This is a genomic window from Dyadobacter sp. LHD-138 (genome assembly GCF_030929615.1).
Classification (GTDB): Bacteria; Bacteroidota; Bacteroidia; order Cytophagales; family Spirosomataceae; genus Dyadobacter.
In genome coordinates, this window is record NZ_JAVFVU010000002.1 from 145,209 (window position 1) to 164,064 (window position 18,856).

The 18,856-nt window shown below is 42.7% G+C and carries 15 protein-coding genes; 9 read left to right on the top strand and 6 right to left on the bottom strand.

Annotation, left to right across the window (positions count from 1 at the left end; all coding sequences use genetic code 11):
* The first annotated feature begins 31 nt into the window (after positions 1 to 31).
* The 4 genes from purN to RB622_RS01545 all read left to right on the top strand — a co-directional run bounded on the left by purN (position 32) and on the right by RB622_RS01545 (position 3,595).
* Positions 32 to 604 (top strand): phosphoribosylglycinamide formyltransferase, encoded by a 573-nt coding sequence (gene purN / locus RB622_RS01530; protein WP_308044746.1) that lies wholly within the window; start codon positions 32 to 34, stop codon positions 602 to 604.
* 10 nt (positions 605 to 614) lie between these two features.
* Positions 615 to 1,538, top strand: a complete 924-nt coding sequence (locus RB622_RS01535; RefSeq protein WP_308044718.1) for a hypothetical protein — start codon at positions 615 to 617, stop codon at positions 1,536 to 1,538.
* Positions 1,539 to 1,709: 171 nt separating this feature from the next.
* Positions 1,710 to 2,777 (top strand): hypothetical protein, encoded by a 1,068-nt coding sequence (locus tag RB622_RS01540; RefSeq protein ID WP_308044719.1) that lies wholly within the window; start codon positions 1,710 to 1,712, stop codon positions 2,775 to 2,777.
* Positions 2,778 to 2,956: 179 nt separating this feature from the next.
* Positions 2,957 to 3,595 carry a porin family protein gene (locus tag RB622_RS01545; RefSeq protein ID WP_308044720.1) on the top strand — a complete coding sequence of 213 codons (639 nt, stop codon included), beginning with the start codon at positions 2,957 to 2,959 and terminating at the stop codon, positions 3,593 to 3,595.
* Positions 3,596 to 3,696: 101 nt separating this feature from the next.
* Here RB622_RS01545 and fabF read toward each other — a convergent pair whose 3' ends face one another.
* Positions 3,697 to 4,956 (bottom strand): beta-ketoacyl-ACP synthase II, encoded by a 1,260-nt coding sequence (gene fabF / locus RB622_RS01550; RefSeq protein WP_308044721.1) that lies wholly within the window; start codon positions 4,954 to 4,956, stop codon positions 3,697 to 3,699.
* Positions 4,957 to 5,281: 325 nt separating this feature from the next.
* Positions 5,282 to 5,875: a hypothetical protein gene (locus RB622_RS01555; RefSeq protein WP_308044722.1), complete on the bottom strand. Its 594-nt coding sequence runs from the start codon at positions 5,873 to 5,875 to the stop codon at positions 5,282 to 5,284.
* A gap of 121 nt (positions 5,876 to 5,996) precedes the next feature.
* Here RB622_RS01555 and RB622_RS01560 point away from each other — a divergent pair, with 121 nt between their 5' ends.
* On the top strand, positions 5,997 to 6,365 hold the full coding sequence (locus tag RB622_RS01560; protein ID WP_308044724.1) for a DoxX family protein: 369 nt from the start codon (positions 5,997 to 5,999) through the stop codon (positions 6,363 to 6,365).
* 101 nt (positions 6,366 to 6,466) lie between these two features.
* Positions 6,467 to 7,795, top strand: coding sequence for a DEAD/DEAH box helicase (locus RB622_RS01565; RefSeq protein ID WP_308044725.1), 1,329 nt, complete (start codon positions 6,467 to 6,469; stop codon positions 7,793 to 7,795).
* Between the two features lie 52 nt (positions 7,796 to 7,847).
* Here the strand turns inward: RB622_RS01565 and RB622_RS01570 are convergent, their stop codons facing one another.
* Together RB622_RS01570 and hemA are read right to left on the bottom strand one after the other, a co-directional pair.
* Entirely contained in the window at positions 7,848 to 9,422 is a 1,575-nt protein-coding gene (locus RB622_RS01570; protein ID WP_308044726.1) for a capsule assembly Wzi family protein, read from the bottom strand.
* Positions 9,423 to 10,645: 1,223 nt separating this feature from the next.
* Entirely contained in the window at positions 10,646 to 11,905 is a 1,260-nt protein-coding gene (gene hemA / locus RB622_RS01575; protein WP_308044727.1) for a glutamyl-tRNA reductase, read from the bottom strand.
* 276 nt (positions 11,906 to 12,181) lie between these two features.
* Here hemA and RB622_RS01580 point away from each other — a divergent pair, with 276 nt between their 5' ends.
* Entirely contained in the window at positions 12,182 to 13,477 is a 1,296-nt protein-coding gene (locus tag RB622_RS01580; RefSeq protein ID WP_308044728.1) for a HAMP domain-containing sensor histidine kinase, read from the top strand.
* Between the two features lie 15 nt (positions 13,478 to 13,492).
* Here RB622_RS01580 and RB622_RS01585 read toward each other — a convergent pair whose 3' ends face one another.
* A complete protein-coding gene (locus RB622_RS01585) occupies positions 13,493 to 16,090 on the bottom strand; it encodes a BamA/TamA family outer membrane protein (RefSeq protein ID WP_308044729.1) in 2,598 nt (865 codons plus the stop codon).
* 179 nt (positions 16,091 to 16,269) lie between these two features.
* Positions 16,270 to 16,779 (bottom strand): hypothetical protein, encoded by a 510-nt coding sequence (locus RB622_RS01590; protein ID WP_308044730.1) that lies wholly within the window; start codon positions 16,777 to 16,779, stop codon positions 16,270 to 16,272.
* 192 nt (positions 16,780 to 16,971) lie between these two features.
* Between RB622_RS01590 and RB622_RS01595 the strand changes: the two genes are divergently transcribed.
* Complete coding sequence (locus tag RB622_RS01595; protein WP_308044731.1) at positions 16,972 to 18,000, top strand: acyl transferase; 1,029 nt, start codon at positions 16,972 to 16,974, stop codon at positions 17,998 to 18,000.
* Positions 18,001 to 18,247: 247 nt separating this feature from the next.
* On the top strand, positions 18,248 to 18,853 hold the full coding sequence (locus tag RB622_RS01600) for a gluconate 2-dehydrogenase subunit 3 family protein (protein WP_308044732.1): 606 nt from the start codon (positions 18,248 to 18,250) through the stop codon (positions 18,851 to 18,853).
* Positions 18,854 to 18,856 lie beyond the last annotated feature (3 nt).

An 18,856-nucleotide genomic window follows, 5' to 3' on the forward strand; every position in this document is an offset into this window, starting at 1 on the left:
TTCAACTTTCAACCGCTGCGGCGGCCGTCAAATGAAACATATTGCCATTTTCGCATCAGGTTCCGGATCCAACGCTGAAAAAATCAGCGAGTATTTTGCCGAACGTTCCGATGTGCAGGTTACATTGATCCTGACCAACAATCCAAAAGCCGGCGTTATTGAGCGTGCACGCCGTCTGCATATTCCCGTTGTCGTTTTTGACAGGAAAACTTTTTACGAAACCGAACGCATTCTGGATCTGTTGACAAATAACAAGATCGACTTAATCGTTCTCGCCGGTTTTATGATGCTGATCCCGGCTTCATTGGTTGAAGCATTCCCTGACCGGATGGTCAATATCCACCCGGCTTTGCTTCCAAAATTCGGAGGAAAAGGTATGTATGGTCATTTTGTGCATGAAGCGGTCGTTGCCAGTAAGGAAAAAGAATCGGGTATTACCATCCATTATGTCAACCAGCATTATGATGAAGGCAATATCATTTTCCAAACGACCTGTGAAGTAACAGAAACCGATGACGCAGACACCGTTGCGGATAAGATCCATGTGCTGGAACACGAGCATTTCCCGCGTGTGGTAGACGAAGTACTTTCCAGTTTGAGCTAAGTCATTGCCGATGCTATACTTTTTACTCGCCGTCCTCTTTACTGTTGCCCTTTACCTGATCATGCGGTCTTATCCGAAATATCAGGTCAATTCTTTCCATGCGGTGGTTTTTAACTATTATTCTTGCGTATTGACTGGGCTTGTCTTAACACCCGACTTAAAGGCATTCGGTGAAATACAATGGAATTCGCAGGGGACAGTATTAACACTGGCGCTTGGAACCTTGTTTGTGGTCGCCTTTATGTCAATCGGGATGACGGCGCAAAAAGTAAGCGTCACGGCGGCTTCGCTGGCGGGCAATATGTCGCTGGTCATTCCGGTGCTATTCGGGCTTTTTATTTTCAAAAATACGAACAAGGAGTTTACCGTCCTGAACTACACAGGACTGGTTATTGCCCTGGTTGCACTCGCTTTAGGCGTCATGCAAACGAAAGCAAAAAGTACGGCTTTTGCGCACGATCAGCCGTTGGAAGTCTCAGTCTTATCTTACGCCTGGCTTCTTCCTGTTTTCACTTTTTTGGCGAGCGGGACCAACAATACGCTGATCAATTATCTGACGATGCAGTATTACCGACCCGAGCAAACGACGCTGTTCATGATCATTGCCTGCTCAGGCGCTATTCTGATCGGCACCTTGCTGCTGCTTTACAAAATATTTTTTGGCAGCGAAAAACTGCTTCTCCGCAGTGTTGTCGGCGGTTTAATCTTGGGTGTCCCCAATTTCCTTTCCCTTTATTTTTTATTACAGGCTTTGGGCTCATTCGGCAACAGCGCCGCCTTTGTTTTCCCGATTTACAATATCCTGAGCATGCTGGTTTCTTCCCTGGCCGCCTGGATTTTGTACAAAGAAAAACTTAATAACCTGAACAGACTTGGACTTGCCCTTGCCGTGGTGGCCATTATCCTGATTTCTTACCAGGAACTTGGTTTCTAGGAATTATCCCGGGGATAATTTTTGTTAACTTACTCCGGAGTTTTTTTACCCGTCCGACGGCAAAAAACCGTCGGACGAGGCGGCCCGTCGGATGGCTTTTTTGGCCATCCGACGGGTAAGAAACAAATACCCGACTTTCAAAAAGCCTTTGAAATATTTTAAAACAGAATTATGCAAAAATCAAGTGTGCTGCGTATTGGGCAGCCTAAGACAGTTTTAAACAAACGTCAGAAAGAATTTAATCAGTTATCCGACAAAATTGAACAGCTGGATACACTGATTCCGGAACTTCGTAAGGCCTATTATCTTTTGGTGGAACGTGTGCAAAAAGAATACAATCCGATTGTGATGGAATTTCAGTCATTCCGGGTTGAACTGGTACGTCACCTCGACCGGATGTATGAAAAAGACTTATACAGAAAAGCATATCTTACCAAACTCGCTTACCTGATCTCGGAAATTTCGCTTGACCTGATCGTTAACTACAAGTTTGAAGAGCTTCTTCCTATTTTCAATAAATACAGTGAAATTGATTTCGAAACGGCACTGAAAGAATTAAAACTTTCGGATTCTCAACTGATCGATAGTAAACTTCTTGCTGAGGAAAATGAGATTACGGAAGAAGAGCCGTTTCATGAGCTGGATGCCGAAGAACAGGAACGGATCAAAGCCGAGCTAAGAGCTGAAAAGGCGAAAGCCCAGCAGGAAGGCGCCAGACAGATTTTACAGCAGCAAAAAACGACAAAATCCGTCAGAAAGGTTTACATGGATCTGGTGAAAGCGTTCCATCCCGATCTGGAAACGGACGAGGCTGAAAAGCTGCGAAAAACAGAGATCATGCAGCGCGTCACCCAGACCTATCAGGAAAATAACCTGCGTGAACTGCTAAAACTGCAAATCGAGTTTGAACGGATTGATCAGGATCACCTGGAAAACCTGGGAAAAGAACAGCTGACCTATTACAACCTCGTCCTTAAACAACAGGTTGAAGAGCTTGAAAAAGAAAAAGCAGATATTCAGCAGCAGATATCTTATTTGTGCGGCCTCAAACCCGAACACGCAAATTCTCTGACAACCGTGGTCGTTCGTTTTAATACGAATATCAATGAGGTGAAGGCAGAAATAAAGGAAATAAAAAATACACTGAAACGATGGAAGGAACCGAGTCTATTGAAAATGTTCCTTAAAACCTACCAGATTCCGAACATGACCATTTTTGATGACGAGGACGATTTTTAATCACTTTTAAAGCAATTTTGTAGACATCTTACCACAATTTTCCCATAATCTCCCCTATCGTAAAATTGTAATCATCGCATATGACCTTGATTACCAAAGCAAGTTCAAAAAACGGTGTTATTTACATTGACTGGCATAAAATTTGATCAGTATGGCTTAACCAACTTAGTCGTACTTATATGAAAAATTGTATTATTCTTTTATTAACCCTGACTGTAAGCATTTCTTCTGCCTTTGCTCAGGAGAATGTTTCCATCGGGCCTATCGCAGGCGTTTCCATAGCTAATTTACGTGGAGATATTTCAAACACGAACTGGAAGCCGGGACTAACCATTGGAGGTTTTTACAATTACAGCTCAAAAACAGGATTTGGTTTCAGCGGACAATTATTATTTACGCAAATGGGCGCACAAATCAATAATAAAACCGACGAGATTAACCTGAATTACATCCAGGCTCCATTGTTTTTCACCTTCTTTTTTGGTCGATATGGGGATCGTTTACGTCCAAAATTATTTGTGGGACCAAGTCTGAATTTCCTTGTAAGTGCCAAAAACAAAAACGGAGATAACATCAACGGAGATTCAAACCACAGAAACTACAATGTCTTTGACCTGGGTATTACCGGTGGCGCAGGTTTTAATTATAAACTGAGCAGAAAGATGTGGTTAAATTTTGACGTCAGATACGGCGTGGGATTGCTGGATGTTTCAAAATCCTCCGCAAACATTAAGAACAACAACTGGGGAATTAATGCCGGACTAAGTTTCCCTTTAGGAACTTATGACAAAAAATCCGGTCGTTTGAGAACCCGCTAGTCATTTTACACTTCATTCATAAGCAAAAAGGCATCCCGGAACGGATGCCTTTTTTAATCATTTAAACCTGCATGCGATCGCGGGATAATTCGGGATATTGCTTACTCAAATTTCTTGAAAATACTCGAAGCAATGTGCCCCCCGAAACCAAGTGTATTATTCATCGCATACTGAACCGTCCGTTGTTTTGCGTTTCCAAGCGTCAGGTCAAATTTACCTTCGAACACAGGTTCGATTTTAAGTGTATTGATGGTGGGAGGAATAATATCGTCGGTGATTGCCTTAATACAGGCGATCGCCTCAATGGCACCTGCCGCGCCAAGTAAATGCCCCGTCATGGATTTGGTGGCACTTATCGCCAAATCAGGCTTGGACCCGAATATTTTCTCAATCGAATATAACTCACTGAGATCACCCACTGGTGAGGCTGTTCCGTGTACATTCAGATAATCAATTTGAGAAGCAGCAATACCTGCCTCTTCCAACGCCAGTTCCATGGCCAGTGAGGTACCTTCTCCCTCCGGGTCTGTACTTGTTAAATGATAGGCATCTGCCGTCATGCCTCCGCCAACAATTTCAGCGATGATATGGGCGCCGCGACGAACCGCATGTTCGTAGCTTTCTAAAATAATCGCACCGGCTCCTTCACCCATCACAAAACCATCTCGGTCCGGATCGAATGGCTTGCAAGCTGTTTCTGCCTGATCATTATTGGTGGATAACGCCTTCGTAGCGTTAAAACCGCCCACAGAAATTTCATAAATCGGAGCCTCGGAGCCACCCGTGATGATCATATCCGCCTTTCCCCATTGGATAAAATTAAAAGCTTCGATGATAGCCGTATTGGCACTGGCGCAGGCTGAAACCGATGTAAAATTTACGCCCCGCAGGCCGTACTTGATGGAAATGACGCCTGACGCAATATCGACGATCATTTTGGGATAAAAATAGGGGTTGAAACGCGGTGTTCCGTTTCCTGTTGCAAATTCAGAAACGGCCTCCTGAAAGGTATAAATCCCGCCATTGCCACTTCCCCATATCACGCCTACACGGTTTTTATTCAGTTTATCAAAATCAATTCCGGCGTGCTCGATGGCCTCCGCCACCGAAACCAGTGCATATTGCGTGAAAGGATCATATTTACGGGCCTCATTCCGATCGAAAAAATCCTGGGGATTAAAACCCTTTATCTCACAGGCAAACTTTGTTTTGAAGTTTGTCGTATCGAATTTAGTGATCGGACCGGCTCCGCTTACGCCATTTACCAAAGCATGCCAGAAATCATTTACATTGTTCCCCAGCGGGGTTAAAGCACCAAGACCTGTTATTACGACACGGTTTAATTCTCCGACAAGTTTCATTCACGCTTTCATTAAGTATTTTTCACAGCCGACAAACGTCTTTTGTCGTCATATCTTCAAAGGTAATAAAGCTTTTATGCGGATTAATCGTTCCGCTAACAATCTATTTTCAGGAATGATCAATTAACTTTTTAACGTCTTTACAAGCCCGCAGTAAATCATTTCCCTAAAATACACAGCGCGTTTCTTAGCGTGGGATTATATCAAAATCGGTTTTGAATCTGTCTGATAATGTGGAAATGTCCGGGGACGTAAAGTGGAAAACCAAAAATATGATCCATTGAAATAAGCACACGATATGGCTTTATACGTAAAGGAAATAGGGTCAGGAATCCTTTCCTACTTTCCGTTTTTTAGGCTTACAGGTTTTGCAAAAATCAGCCAGTTCGTCAATTTCCGTCAAAACCTGATCGTGATTTTCCTTCAATCTTAGTTCCGCCATACCCATATTGGTATTTTGAACAATTTGCGAGTTTCTCATGGTGAACTCTGCATATACCTTTTCATAAAGCTTTTGGTAAAAGTCAGGTTCAGAAAATGCCTTCTTGTTTTCAAACATCAGTTTTCTGAATTTCCTTGCATATAGTTCCGCCAGGTCAAACTCCACCTGAGCCAGTTTCAGAAGTTTGTCAGCAGTATCGTCATCAGGCGCAATGATGTATGAAGCATTCCGGGCAAATCTCGGGGACACTTTCGAATTAAAGTTTTTGGAAAACATGAATTCGTAATTGCTCATTTGAAATCCAAAGTTGATCGAAATAGCCGCATGTACAGAATACATCGTGCCGTCGCCAGTATTTTTCGATGCTTCGAAATCTGATTTTTGCAGCTTATAATCGTTAGACCATTCCAAAACCGACTGACTAAAAACAGAAGAAATGGAAAACAGATAAACAACAACAGTAAAAATAACTTTCATTAAAATTGAGGGAGATATGTAACCATAACCGACTAAAGAGCAAATATATCTATGAAAAATCGATATATTAGAATTCGGTATGAGCATTTGGTATTCCTGTTAACTTCCAAACACACGTTTTATGAAACAGTTCTTCCTCTACCTGATGTCCGCCTTTTTTGTCTTCACGGGCGTTATGCACTTTTTAACCCCTAAAACCTTCCTGGGCATCATGCCCAAATTTCTGCCTTATCCGTTGCAACTGGTTTATATCAGCGGAGCATGTGAGTTATTGTTTGCCATTCTACTGGTCATTCCTACAACACGTTATTGGGGAGCCTGGCTTATTATCCTGCTGCTCGTGGTGGTTTTTCCGGCAAATATTCAAATGGCGGTCAGTTTTTACAGACAACAGAATCCATATTTATGGCTTGCACTGCTTCGTCTGCCCTTACAATTTGTCCTGATCTGGTGGGCCTGGCTGTACACCAGACCCAATATTACAGACTAACAAACACGGCGGACAACCTATTATTTTCAGCTTATTCTGAGCATAAGTCGTCATGTACGCGAGATTAGAATTACCTTTGCGGATTATTTAGCAGTAGTGTTATGACTTTTGAAGAATTAAATCTCACCAGGCCTTTACTGAACGCGTTAGCGGATCTGGGTTATACAACCCCTACAACCATTCAGGAAAAGGTATTTTCCGTGATGATGTCAGGGAAAGATGTGTGTGGAATTGCCCAAACGGGTACAGGAAAAACTTTCGCTTATTTATTGCCGTCACTTCGGCAAATCCAATATTCCAAAGACCGGTTACCTCAGCTTCTGATCATCGTCCCAACGCGCGAACTGGTTGTGCAGGTTGTGGAAGAAGTAAAAAAACTGGCGGCTTATATGACACTCACCGCAGTGGGTGTGTATGGCGGCGGCAATATCAAGGTGCAGATGGCCGAGTTAAAAAACGGAGCAGATGTGGTTGTAGCCACCCCGGGCCGTCTGTTTGATCTGGCTCAGAATGGTTCCCTTAAAACCAAGGCCATCAAAAAACTGGTTATTGATGAAGTGGATGAAATGCTAAATCTCGGCTTTCGCACCCAGTTAAAAAACATCCTCGATATGCTTCCGCAAAAAAGACAAAATCTTTTGTTTTCTGCGACACTTATCCCCGAGGTAGAGGTATTAATGCAGACCTATTTCAATGACCCTGTGCGTATTGAGGCCGCTCCGGTAGGAACGCCTCTGGACAACATTGAACAAATGGCGTATGATGTACCAAATTTTTACACGAAAGTCAATCTTCTGGAATTGCTGTTAAGTGAAGACGAGAGCATGTCCAAAGTCCTGGTTTTTACAGCTACCAAACATTTGGCAGATCAGCTTTACGCACAGCTGGAAACAAAATTCCCTGAACGAATCGGGGTGATCCACTCAAACAAGGAACAAAATCACCGTTTCAACAGCGTGAAGCAGTTTCATGAAGGTACTTATCGCTTGCTCATTGCAACAGATATCATTGCCAGGGGATTAGACGTAGCAGAAGTTTCCCACGTTTTCAATTTTGATGTGCCGGAAGTTCCAGAAAATTACATCCACCGCATAGGCAGGACCGGAAGGGCTGATAAAAAAGGTATTGCGATTTCTTTTGTTACAGAAAAGGAAAAAGAATTTCAGGAGAACATTGAAGGGTTGATGAATTATCAGATTCCAATGCTATCCTTGCCGGAAAATCTGAAAATTTCAGACGTGCTGACCGAACTTGAAAAGCCCCACATTTTCATGAAAACGCTCGACGTGAAGCTGCCCAAAAGAGGAACCGTTGGTGCTGCTTTTCATGAAAAAATCGATAAAAATAAAAAGGTAAACGTCCGGAGGGATCATGCAAAAGAAAAAATGCAGAAATACGGGCGACCAATTAAAAGATCAGCAAAAAAATAAGGGGCTTTCGCCCCCTATTTTTGTCATTATATTCTCTTCAAAATAGACAGTTCTACCGGGTCCTCCCCCAACGCGTTGCCCGCAAGCCAATATATCCCCCTACCGAAGCGGGATACAAATCCCCCTGATCCACGGCGAGTTTTGTGATTAACCTCGTATTACCCCATTTTAATAATGGTGCATCGACCATTAACAGGTAAGAAAATTGTTTGGCAGTTGGTTCAAAAGGACGATTATTCGTTCCGTAATTGGCACTGTACGAGATCTTGGTCCGCCATTGAACCGCTTTTGAAACCGTTCCTTCAAGTCCTGCGTGATAGACCACGACGCGGTTGTCCGAAAAGAACTCGCCTCCGCCGTAATCCTTCTGGTTTATTTCACTGGTCGGCGGGAGAAACGGCGTTCCCATTCCCTTTCCAAAATACGACCACCCTTCCCGATACTGGGCATGGTCAAAATAATTATCATTTCCTTTAAAATGGGTACCCGGAACATCAAAGCCAGCACCGGACTGATCCTTTGAGAATAAGTATTCCAACAACACACCGCGAACCTGAAAAAATGATCCTGATGCAGGCGATCTTTTCCAGCCTAAACCGTATAGTCCATCCGGAATATTTTGGAGCTGCAAGCCAGAGCCATCTTCAAACGGGTGGTTATGGTATAAAAGCAATTTCGATTTCGGAAATTTATACTCCAAAGCCAGGTCATACTGCCCGACGTGATTTCCTACACGGTTTTCACCATCAAAATTCGTAAAACGTTTGTTCCGATAAACCTTGGGGATTTTCCCGATCACAACGCCCCACAAATAATCTCCAAAATTGGAAGTGAGTTTTCCATCAATGGCTAACGGACTGTCTTTCAAATACTCCGCACTACCGGCCCAGATAACGCTGTGCACTACGCCAAACTGAAGGTTAAATCGGCCACCCGGCTTTCCAAACTTTCCATGCAGGGTCTTCTGATGTAAATACGCATCCTGAATATAAGGCGAATTGTACCAGCCATGGGAGAAAAAACCTTTCAAAGAAACCCAGCTTTTCAAAAATTTAAGCGGGACATAATCTGGAAAACCAAGCTGTATTTTGGGAACCGGCAACGCATTGCCCGACCAGGTGAAAGATCCGGCGCTCAATGTTGTATCAACAATACCCAAAATCTCCTTCCGTCTCCCGCCCCAGAATTCCAGTTTTCTCCACCTGATTTTCAGATATCCCTCCGGCAGATATACCTTATCGTTACCACGCCCGGCATTATAAACGGCCTCTACACCGCCCCCCCATCTTATTTTAGTCGGCTTTGTCGTTTTTGTGCTATCAGGGGAATAAATCTGCGATTCATAGACTAATCCCGCTCTTGCCGTAAATGCCGGCATGGTCAACGGTACAACGCCAAATTGATTAGCCCTGAGCCAGAACGGTGTTGTAGCATTTGTTCCGATGTAGGTTCCCAGCTCCGCCGAAGGGTTCCAGTGCTGTGACTGTCCATATATTGCACTTCCCGTTTGGGCAAGTATGACAAGCACCATAACACATATTCTGACAGGAAGAGAAATGAAATTTTCAGCTTTCCATGGATAAAAAGACTGGTGGCTTACTTCCTTTTGAGCGCCTATGAACGCCATAACGTGTAGAGGTAAAGAGTTTATTACAATACTGTAAGCCTTGATTAAAATACATACGAAAAGTTACTTCATCCGGATTCCGTCAGATAAGCAAATTAGTCAAAAGATTCTGAATAATTTCGCATCATAAAGATTGCTCAAGATTTGTTAATACCGACTCCCAATCATCAATATTGATTAAACGGAAGGGCAATACCTACGCTACCCGAAGTTTTTTTTAACATTTCATTGCCCTTAATTTCACCCATCGTGGAAGATTCTTTTCATTCCTCATTAATTTAATTGGCTATATCAATACCACGAAATGTTCCTATTGGAACAAAAAACGGAAACATCCTAGTGTTTTTGTCCCATCGGGACATTTCGTTGGCGGTCCGCCGCACGGTAGTAAGGATATTGAAATTGAAAAATATCGTTCCTTGAGAACGGCTGCTGGTGTTCTCTGCAATTGGTCCTCCTATCCAGACCGTTCGAAGCTGATTTTGGATGCTTTGACACTTCAAAGCGTCAGCCTTTTTAAGGGTAAGTAGTAGTGAAAAATTAGTTTATATTATTGATTTTTATAATAAGCTATTAATCATCCGGTTACTGAGCTAATCGCATATAGCTAATTACCAACGGCTACTTAATGAAAATTATCTTCGGGTAGATTAGGCAACACCATAAATAAAAGACGCATTTATTTATTTTTTTCAAAAAAAATAAATAAATTTCAATATTGATATTATCCAATAAAAATAAGTAAATAAAAGAATATATGTCAAATAAATACAATTTTATTATTTATTGAACGCATATCCTGCTTATTTTTTTTCACCACTTCGATCGATTTCCATCCATCCATCGTATATCTGAAAAAATGCATCTCCTTCAGCCAATAAGGTGATAGGAGTCTCTATGACATTGGAACTAACATCAGCAAACTATATAGTTTATCAAAACAGCCTGATACCGGCCAAAATAAACAGACGATATTGCCGAGAGCATATCTCGTTCAACATTATTTCAGCAGTATCTGACAGGATATCGACTATGAGAAAAATATTTTACCAGAGCTCATTTATTGCATCTCTGGTAGCATGGTCACACAAATTGTGGAGGGTAAGGTAATGCATAGATCGGATCGCAGAAGCGGTCCGATCTTTTTTTGGTCGTTATACAAAAAAACAACCCCGAAAACCTGTAAGGAAATTCGGGGTTTTATATAATTTACGCCAAAATTTTTAATGTGTTTCCGGTTGTTTTTCCAGATTAAATAAATCGTTCAAAACGTCGATCAGTGTTTCCGCTTCTCCCCGCTTACAAGCCGCTTTCAATTGCAAGACCGGCAATTTGAGGATTTTCTGCATCATGCTAGTCGTAATACGCTCCACTTTTTCAAGCTCCGAATCTGTCAGATTTTTGGTAAACCTTGTTAATTCTTCCTTACGTATTTGTTCCAAAGCACCTTTCAATTTCTGAATGGTTGGCGAAACAATCATTTCTTTTGACCAGTCATTAAACTCAAGTACGGCCTCACTGATAATTTCTCTTACCTGCGGTACCGATTCCAGGCGGCGTGTCAACGCTTCATCGGCTCTTGATTTAATCGAATCAATCGCATAAAGCATAACACCCGGAACTTCCTCAACTTCCGGAGAAACACTGCGCGGCACTGAAAGGTCAATAAAATATTTAAATGACATCCCGCGCAGACGCACCATCATTTCTTTCGTAAAAAATGGTTCATCACGTGCTATGGACGAAACGATGATATCGGCATTGGCAATTTCGTCTTCTATATTTTCAAAATCCGCTGTTTTAAAACCAAGTTCCTGCGCCAATGCATCGGCTTTGCTCCTGGTGCGGTTTATCAAAGTAACATCAGCATCGGTTTTTTGTGCCAGATTACGGCAAACATCGGTTCCGATTTCCCCGAGCCCTACCACAAGAATTTTTGGATTCGGCATTAATCCGTCCAGCAATTCAACCGCTGCATAGGATACCGACGCTGCGCCGTCACGGAAAAAAGTCTCCTGCGCTACACGTTTGTTGGCAAAAAATATGGTATGTAATAAACGATGTAAAAATGGGCCGGCAAGGTTCAGATCAGCAGTCCACTGATAGGCATGCTTGATTTGGTTCGGAATTTGCATGTCGCCAACAACCTGGGAATGAAGCCCGGTCGCTACTTCAAATAAATGCTGAACAGCAGTTTCTCCCTGAGAAAAACGCTCAAAATAATCCAGAAACGGCTCAATATCAGCAACTCCTTTTTCGATAAGAAGAAGCTTGATGATATCTTCGTTCAGATCTTCTGCCGAAGAATAATATATTTCAGTACGATTGCAGGTGGAAACGACAAGCACATCAGACACTTCGAAGAAATCCTTCAAACGAAGCATAATCCCCTTTGCGCTTTCCTCCGACAGAGCCAGTTGCTCTCGTATGGAAAGGGGTGCATTCCGATGTGATAAACTTATTGATTTGAAATGATTATACATCACTAGGTCTAATTCGATTCACAAAAATACAGCACAAAATTTACAATAGGAACGTAAAGCCAACCACACGTCTTTATTTAGAAGACATATAAATAAAGTGATCGTTTTTCCTGTAAATTTCTGACTTCCTTCATGGTGATTAAATGACTTGCATCATCTTTTACTATGACAAAGCAACAAATGAAAATCAGGATAAAATCCACTAAGCACGATTATTTTACGTTATTTGTAATGCCTGTTATTAACCGGTACATTCATCACACTTTCGACCCTTAAATGATCGCTGAAACCCCTAAAAATAAACCCCGTTTCCGGCTGCATCCGGTGGCTCTTTTAAACAGTGATAAACTTCGTCACTCTTTGATCGGCACGTATGAAAAAAAGGGGGTGCTTAAATATCTGATCGGAATCGTACTCCTGGGACTAAGCATAGGCTCCCTGTTTTATACCAATGACCTTGTTGACAAACTTGAAGAAAGGGAAGAACGGGAGGTGAAATTATATGGAGAAGGACTTCGGTATATCGTCAACAGTCCGGATGATGAGAATTTCAATGTTATCATGAGCGTTATCCAGGATGCTGTTAACTTTTACCAGATTCCGGTAATTTATGTTGATGAAAATAACTTCCCGATTCATCGAAATATTAAATTCCCCCAAAATGCCTCACTGCGTGAAAAGGAACGCATCATTGAGGCTCAACTGATAAAAATGAAAAGTGAGCACGCTCCTGTTCCTGTTCAGGTCGGAGACGGCAAAGTTGGCTACATTTATTATAGCAATTCGTTCCTGCTTACCCAGCTCCGATACTATCCATTTGTACAGCTATCGGTCATGCTTCTCATCGGCTATCTGGCCTATCTTGCGTTTAGCGCGGCCAGAAAAGCCGAACAAAATCGTGTATGGGTTGGTTTGGCAAAGGAAACGGCACACCAGTTGGGCACGCCCTTATCTTCACTGATGGCCTGGGTTGAATATTTTCGCAGCGACCCCAACATTGATCCGTCTATCGCAGACGAAATCGAGAAAGATGTCGTCAGGCTCGAAATGATTACCACCCGTTTCTCAAATATTGGCTCTATCCCGACTTTAAAAGAGGAACCGCTTTCCGAGATTGTCACGCACTTTATTACCTACCTGCAAAAACGGGTTTCTTCTAAAGTTCACTTCTTTATCCACGACCAGCTGGCGGAAGGACAAACGGCGTTATTAAATAAAAACCTTTTCGAATGGGTCGTTGAGAATATCTGTAAAAATGCCGTGGATGCCATGAGTGGTATCGGAGAGCTGCATGTGACGCTACAGGCGCCTCCGCAAAGTAAAGAAATACTTATTGATATTACCGATACCGGAAAAGGTATGACCAAAGCCAATGCGAGCAAGATCTTCAACCCGGGATTTAGTACAAAAAAACGCGGCTGGGGCCTTGGGCTGACGCTTGCCAAACGGATCATTGAGAATTATCACGGTGGCAAATTATTCGTAAAAAGCTCCGAAGTCGGCAAAGGAACCACTTTCCGAATCATGTTACCGGCCAGGGTGATGGAGGAAATTATCCAGCACGAAGCCTGAAAACCTCCTTCATTTTTAAAAATTAAAGCCCAGAGAGATATAGGGTAAGGCGCCTTCTCGGGAGAAGCCGACTGCGGCTTGTATCAGGATCAGTTCCGCAGGTATGATGTAAATTCCGCCCCCATAGCCGTCATGCCATTTTTTCGAGGATTTCCCTGGTTCCCAAACCCTGCCAATGTCATTGAATCCGACGAGGCCAAGTGTGCCGGGAACGATGTATGACCGGAAATGCAGTATGTCGAGCCTCAGATCAAGATTGTGATAAACCATGGTACGGCCCGTAAATCGGTTGGTATGGAAACCCCGGAGACTTCGAACGCCGCCCAGCTGCATCCGCTGGAAAAATGTCGGATCGCCGACCGTAGTTCCGCCGCCCAGTCTGTTGGCCATCACGAAACGGGAATTTTTTGTACCCACATAATGCCGTATCTCAGATGTGAACCTGCCATACGATTCGTAATGACCATCCACTTTCTTTCTTGCTAAAAACGTCGTGTTCCAGAAAATCCCTTTGTTGGGCATGGTCACGTTATCCCTTGTATCATAGGTCCAGCCAGCAATGAGGCCCGCGTAAAAACGGTCCTGAAAAACAGCATACTCCGGATGTTCTGCATTGAAATCGTTAAAGAAACGGTGGGTGTTTGATTCTGTTTTACTGGTATAATATTCCGTAGAAATACCTCCGAATAACATCAGATCTTTCTGTATTTTTCTTTTCAGTTTCAAATCGACGGTAAGGTAGTCGTAGCGATTCCGGTAATAAGACATTTTTTTATCGCCTTCATTGATAAACCGGGTTTCATTGCCAATCCCAAAAAAATTGGTCAGATTCCGTGGTCCTAATAAATGCGCATCAATTTCCAGGTCGTTATGCCCCACAGCCTTTTTAAAATCTCCGACGTAATCAAGAATAAAAGATTGACGACCGGTTGAATAATTGGCCCAGAATTCATTTTTAAAAGCATACGGTTCTTTTCGAAAACCCTGCTTTTCGAAAATCATCCCGGCAGCCAGCTGAATGCCCTGGTCAATATTGTAGTTGGCACGAAAAAGTGGCCCAAACCTGTTAAACAGAAAACTTCTTTTATTATACTGATTTACCGTTGTATCGGTTGATAACCTGAGCCTGGCTTTCGACGAAGGTGGCAGCACATTTTCCTGATCCGAACGGTCATACACATAGCGTTTGCTTTTATTTCTGAGCGCTTCGTCCACTACAAATTTATCCACATCATCGCCCCCGACCATCCGTATTTTAATAGGCGACTTCGTCGTTCCATTGACCGAAAATACATCTTCACCGGCAAAACCATACAACCTGATTTCTTTGGTTAGCTGGTGATCAAATATCCTATGATAAACCTTTCTCCCATTGCTTCCATCCTTTTTAATATTGTAAACGGTTAAATCAATATCCCCTTTTTCAGTATGATGAATGTCAAAATATTCACGTTTATCGGACAATGAAATTTCCACCGTTTCTGCCAAAAAGCGGAAATACTCAAGGGTATAAACAGGAAGATTAGCAATCCGGCCCAACAGTGCTTTTTGCAGCAAAGGTGTCGTAGCATCAGCATAAATACTATCCGGCAACGCCTTCATCGCACGATCAACCAACGACGGCGTAAGCTTTTCCTGAACATAAGAGATCTCCTGTTTCCAGTCTTCCTCACTTAACTGACTAAGAAAATACCTGTCCAGATAACGTGCGTTAAAATTCCAGCCTTTGATATCCCTGATATTTTCACTGTACGGCTGAAGATTCGATTTTAGCCACTGATGGGAAAGAAACCAGGGCAATAACCCCGAAGTTTTATAAAAAACCTTATCCCTGTCCCTTGGAACGGGCGCATACAAAGTTTCTCCTTTCGATTTTTCAGGAAACCAGCGCCAGTTATCCTCATGCCTGTCCCAGTCCCCGATCACCATGTCCAGCAAACGGGCCCGCAAGGTCAGTTTCTCATCAAAACGGGTATCATTATCCTTTTCAACTTTGCGCTGCGCTTTGTCGGTCGCGTCCGTTTTTTCGGTTTCAAATGGATTCCTCTCTTCAAAAAGATAAGCAGCGTTGGCAAAAACTTTTTGATATTCACCCAATCCCGGATCATCGCCTACATACACAATTTCAGGCTTTGCGTGCAGCAGCCCCAAAGCCTCCGCGAGTATGGGCGTTACCAACGCACCATAAGGATGACCGGTGGAAACCTGGTCCTGCACAATATCTTTGGCAATGGTCGGTCTTAAATTTTCCGGCAATCCCCGCTCCGGGTATTTTTGAATGGTCCTTAATACCCATTCGCGACCGGAAGCGTCTTTCAAACGCAGCGAGCGTGTTTGCATGCCTCCGCCCAGCTTCACAATCTGCAAACCTCCCCTTTCCTTTTTCAAATCCAGCACGCGCATGGGAACGGACGTAGCCCAAAGTTTTCGATAATTTTCGCCCAGAAAAAACCGGTGTACTTTACCTACATCATTGTATTCGGGCGCTATGGCAATGATTATACTGTCACGAAGTGGAACATTTTGGGCAAAACAAGTGCTTAAAGGCAAAAACAAAATGCCCAGTAAACGCTTTGCTAACTTTAAAAATATGTTGGTAAAATTTCGATGCATAGATGTTACGTCCGGTAAAGCAGCTCAATATACGGCTCTTTATCCTTGGATGGTACAAATTCTCGATGTTCTGAAAGATCCGGGTAAAAAATCACTGCACATCAACCCATTTTTACAAAAAGAGCCGATATCTCTACGACATCAGCTCTTTTACAGCAATAACTTATGAATGCTTTATTTTAGTCAAGTCTTGGCAGGCGAATCGTATCAGTCTCTATCTGATTACTTACACGTAATGCCCGATCGCGGATCCTGATTTTCCATTTGTACAAAATAAGAGACGCGCCGGGAAAATACGGAGCAGATGTATTAAGGTCCAGTCTCCCTTTGATTGGTCCTGATTTTCCATCTGATTTAAGATCCGGAAAAAATTTTCTTTTATCTATCGCCAATATTTTTTCGACCCATACCTTATTTTCATAGGTACAAGTAATTAATTCATAGTTCCCCCAATCCCTGTATTTCACAGTGTCACTTCTCTCAGCATCCGACGCGCCTAAATCACCATCCCCGTCTTCAAAATCGAGGCTGATAATTACATGCTCTATTTTATTCCCCAAAGAATCTGTTCCTGGATAATGGTCTACACTGTTATAATAGATTTTGGGTGTATTATCAAAATCAGGAATATCGACACAACTTGCCAGGGCGATCGCACAAATCAAGAATAGGGAGATTTTCAATTTCATATTATTATCGTTTAAACCGTAAACGGCCAGCTAATAGATTTTTTTCAGATTTACGTATTTCAGAAATTAACGCTAATCGTATTCTCTTCTTACTTTTCAACGTCAAGCGCTAACTTCTGACATCTAACTTCTAACTTTGTTCTTCTATTTACGAAAGTACTACGATTGAAACTTCTAAGCAATATATCACCTTTGGAAATACGTCAGGAACTTCGCCGGCAAATTATTGCGCTCAAGCCTTCGGATTTTGAATCACTGGCCTTACGCATTTTTCAATATCAGGCAAAACATAACCCGGTTTACAACCAGTACATTTCTTATCTGAACATTGAAACGGATAAGATAACAAAGCTTACGGAGATTCCCTTTTTACCGATCCAGTTTTTTAAAAATCATACCATCAGGACCGGATTTCCACCTGAACCAACCGTCATTTTTGAAAGTAGCGGAACCACCGGTACTGCTACCAGCCGCCATGCCCTCTACGATGCCACACTCTACGAATCGGTCTCTACAAGCATCTTTGAGCAAAATTACGGGAGATTGAAAGATTTCCATCTCCTGGTCCTGCTACCTTCATACCTTGAACGAAACAACTCGTCCCTGGTGTATATGATGCAGCATTTTATTGATAAGGCAGACTCTCCTTACTCTGATTTTTATCTGCATAACACCGGCGACATGCTTAAAAGGCTGCGCGACCTGGCCGAAAATCCGGATGGAAAAGGTATCCTGTTAATGGGCGTCACCTTTGCCCTGCTTGACCTTGCAGAAAGCGGTATTGACCTTTCTTTTCTTAAAAGCATTCCAAATCTTAAAATAATGGATACCGGCGGCATGAAGGGGCGGCGTCAGGAACTGCTTCGGGAAGAGGTGCACGACATTCTGAAAGCCAGTTTTGGGGTATCCGAAATACATTCGGAATACGGTATGACGGAGCTGCTTTCGCAAAGTTATTCCCTCGGATACGGCTTGTTCACCCCGGGATTAACCATGCGCATACTGCTTCGTGATGTAAACGATCCCTTTTCCATTTTTGACCATAACCTTGCAGGATCCAAAACCGGCGGCATCAATATCGTCGATCTGGCAAACCTTGACAGCTGTTCTTTTATAGAAACGCAGGACCTCGGCCGTCTCGGTGCAGCTCCCGGCACGTTTTATGTCATGGGACGTTTTGATAATTCTGATATCCGCGGATGCAATTTATTGATTTTATAAAGCGTTTTCAGTGCGAAAAATTTATGATTTAAACACCCCGGAATTTAGTTACCCTTTCCATTATTAATATCTTTTTAATCTAGCACATACCACTGATTAACAATAAGATAAAGATCATTTTTCTTATATAGAATTGTTCTAACCGATCAATCATTGAGAATATTTCATAAATTAGCCGGGTTGTTTTGAATTGCATTAATCTAATGTATTATTACACTTTGGATTGTTAACCTAATACGTATATAAAATGAAAAGACGTGATGCACTTGCCCGTGTGGCACTATTAATGGGTGGAACACTTTCCGCCCCGACCATGCTGGCTTTTCTGGAGGGCTGTAAATCGTCGACCGAAACATCGACAAGTCTTACTTTTCCGTTTCCAGCAGATCGACAAAGTCTGGTTTCGGAAATTGCGGAGATCATTATTCCAAAAACGGACACACCCGGTGCAAAAGATGCCAAGGTGGGTGAATTTATAGAAATGATGCTCAAAGATTGCTACGCGGCAAAAGATCAAAACAGCTTTGCAGCAGGATTGGCAGATCTTGAGAAAAAAGATTTCCTGAAAGCGACACCTGAAGAGCAGACAAAAATACTTAAGGAACTTGAAGCGTCTGCCAAAGTAGCATCTGAAAAGACAAGTGCTGAACGCAAAAAATTCACCGAGGCCGGCAAGGAATATACGGACGACCAGGGTGTTCCTTTCTTCAGATTGATGAAAGAACTTACCTTACTTGGTTATTTCACCTCTGAGCCTGGTGCTACACTCGCACTTGAATATGTTCCGGTTCCTGGTCGTTACGACGGCTGTATCGATCTGAAACCTGGCCAGAAAGCCTGGGCCCTGTCATAGGAG

What these genes read in the sequence shown, in the direction of transcription:
- purN (WP_308044746.1), top strand. Translation starts at nt 32, where the DNA reads ATGAAACATATTGCCATTTTCGCATCAGGTTCCGGATCCAACGCTGAA.
- RB622_RS01535 (WP_308044718.1), top strand. Translation starts at nt 615, where the DNA reads ATGCTATACTTTTTACTCGCCGTCCTCTTTACTGTTGCCCTTTACCTG.
- RB622_RS01540 (WP_308044719.1), top strand. Translation starts at nt 1,710, where the DNA reads ATGCAAAAATCAAGTGTGCTGCGTATTGGGCAGCCTAAGACAGTTTTA.
- RB622_RS01545 (WP_308044720.1), top strand. Translation starts at nt 2,957, where the DNA reads ATGAAAAATTGTATTATTCTTTTATTAACCCTGACTGTAAGCATTTCT.
- fabF (WP_308044721.1), bottom strand. Translation starts at nt 4,956, where the DNA reads ATGAAACTTGTCGGAGAATTAAACCGTGTCGTAATAACAGGTCTTGGT.
- RB622_RS01555 (WP_308044722.1), bottom strand. Translation starts at nt 5,875, where the DNA reads ATGAAAGTTATTTTTACTGTTGTTGTTTATCTGTTTTCCATTTCTTCT.
- RB622_RS01560 (WP_308044724.1), top strand. Translation starts at nt 5,997, where the DNA reads ATGAAACAGTTCTTCCTCTACCTGATGTCCGCCTTTTTTGTCTTCACG.
- RB622_RS01565 (WP_308044725.1), top strand. Translation starts at nt 6,467, where the DNA reads ATGACTTTTGAAGAATTAAATCTCACCAGGCCTTTACTGAACGCGTTA.
- RB622_RS01570 (WP_308044726.1), bottom strand. Translation starts at nt 9,422, where the DNA reads ATGGCGTTCATAGGCGCTCAAAAGGAAGTAAGCCACCAGTCTTTTTAT.
- hemA (WP_308044727.1), bottom strand. Translation starts at nt 11,905, where the DNA reads ATGTATAATCATTTCAAATCAATAAGTTTATCACATCGGAATGCACCC.
- RB622_RS01580 (WP_308044728.1), top strand. Translation starts at nt 12,182, where the DNA reads ATGATCGCTGAAACCCCTAAAAATAAACCCCGTTTCCGGCTGCATCCG.
- RB622_RS01585 (WP_308044729.1), bottom strand. Translation starts at nt 16,090, where the DNA reads ATGCATCGAAATTTTACCAACATATTTTTAAAGTTAGCAAAGCGTTTA.
- RB622_RS01590 (WP_308044730.1), bottom strand. Translation starts at nt 16,779, where the DNA reads ATGAAATTGAAAATCTCCCTATTCTTGATTTGTGCGATCGCCCTGGCA.
- RB622_RS01600 (WP_308044732.1), top strand. Translation starts at nt 18,248, where the DNA reads ATGAAAAGACGTGATGCACTTGCCCGTGTGGCACTATTAATGGGTGGA.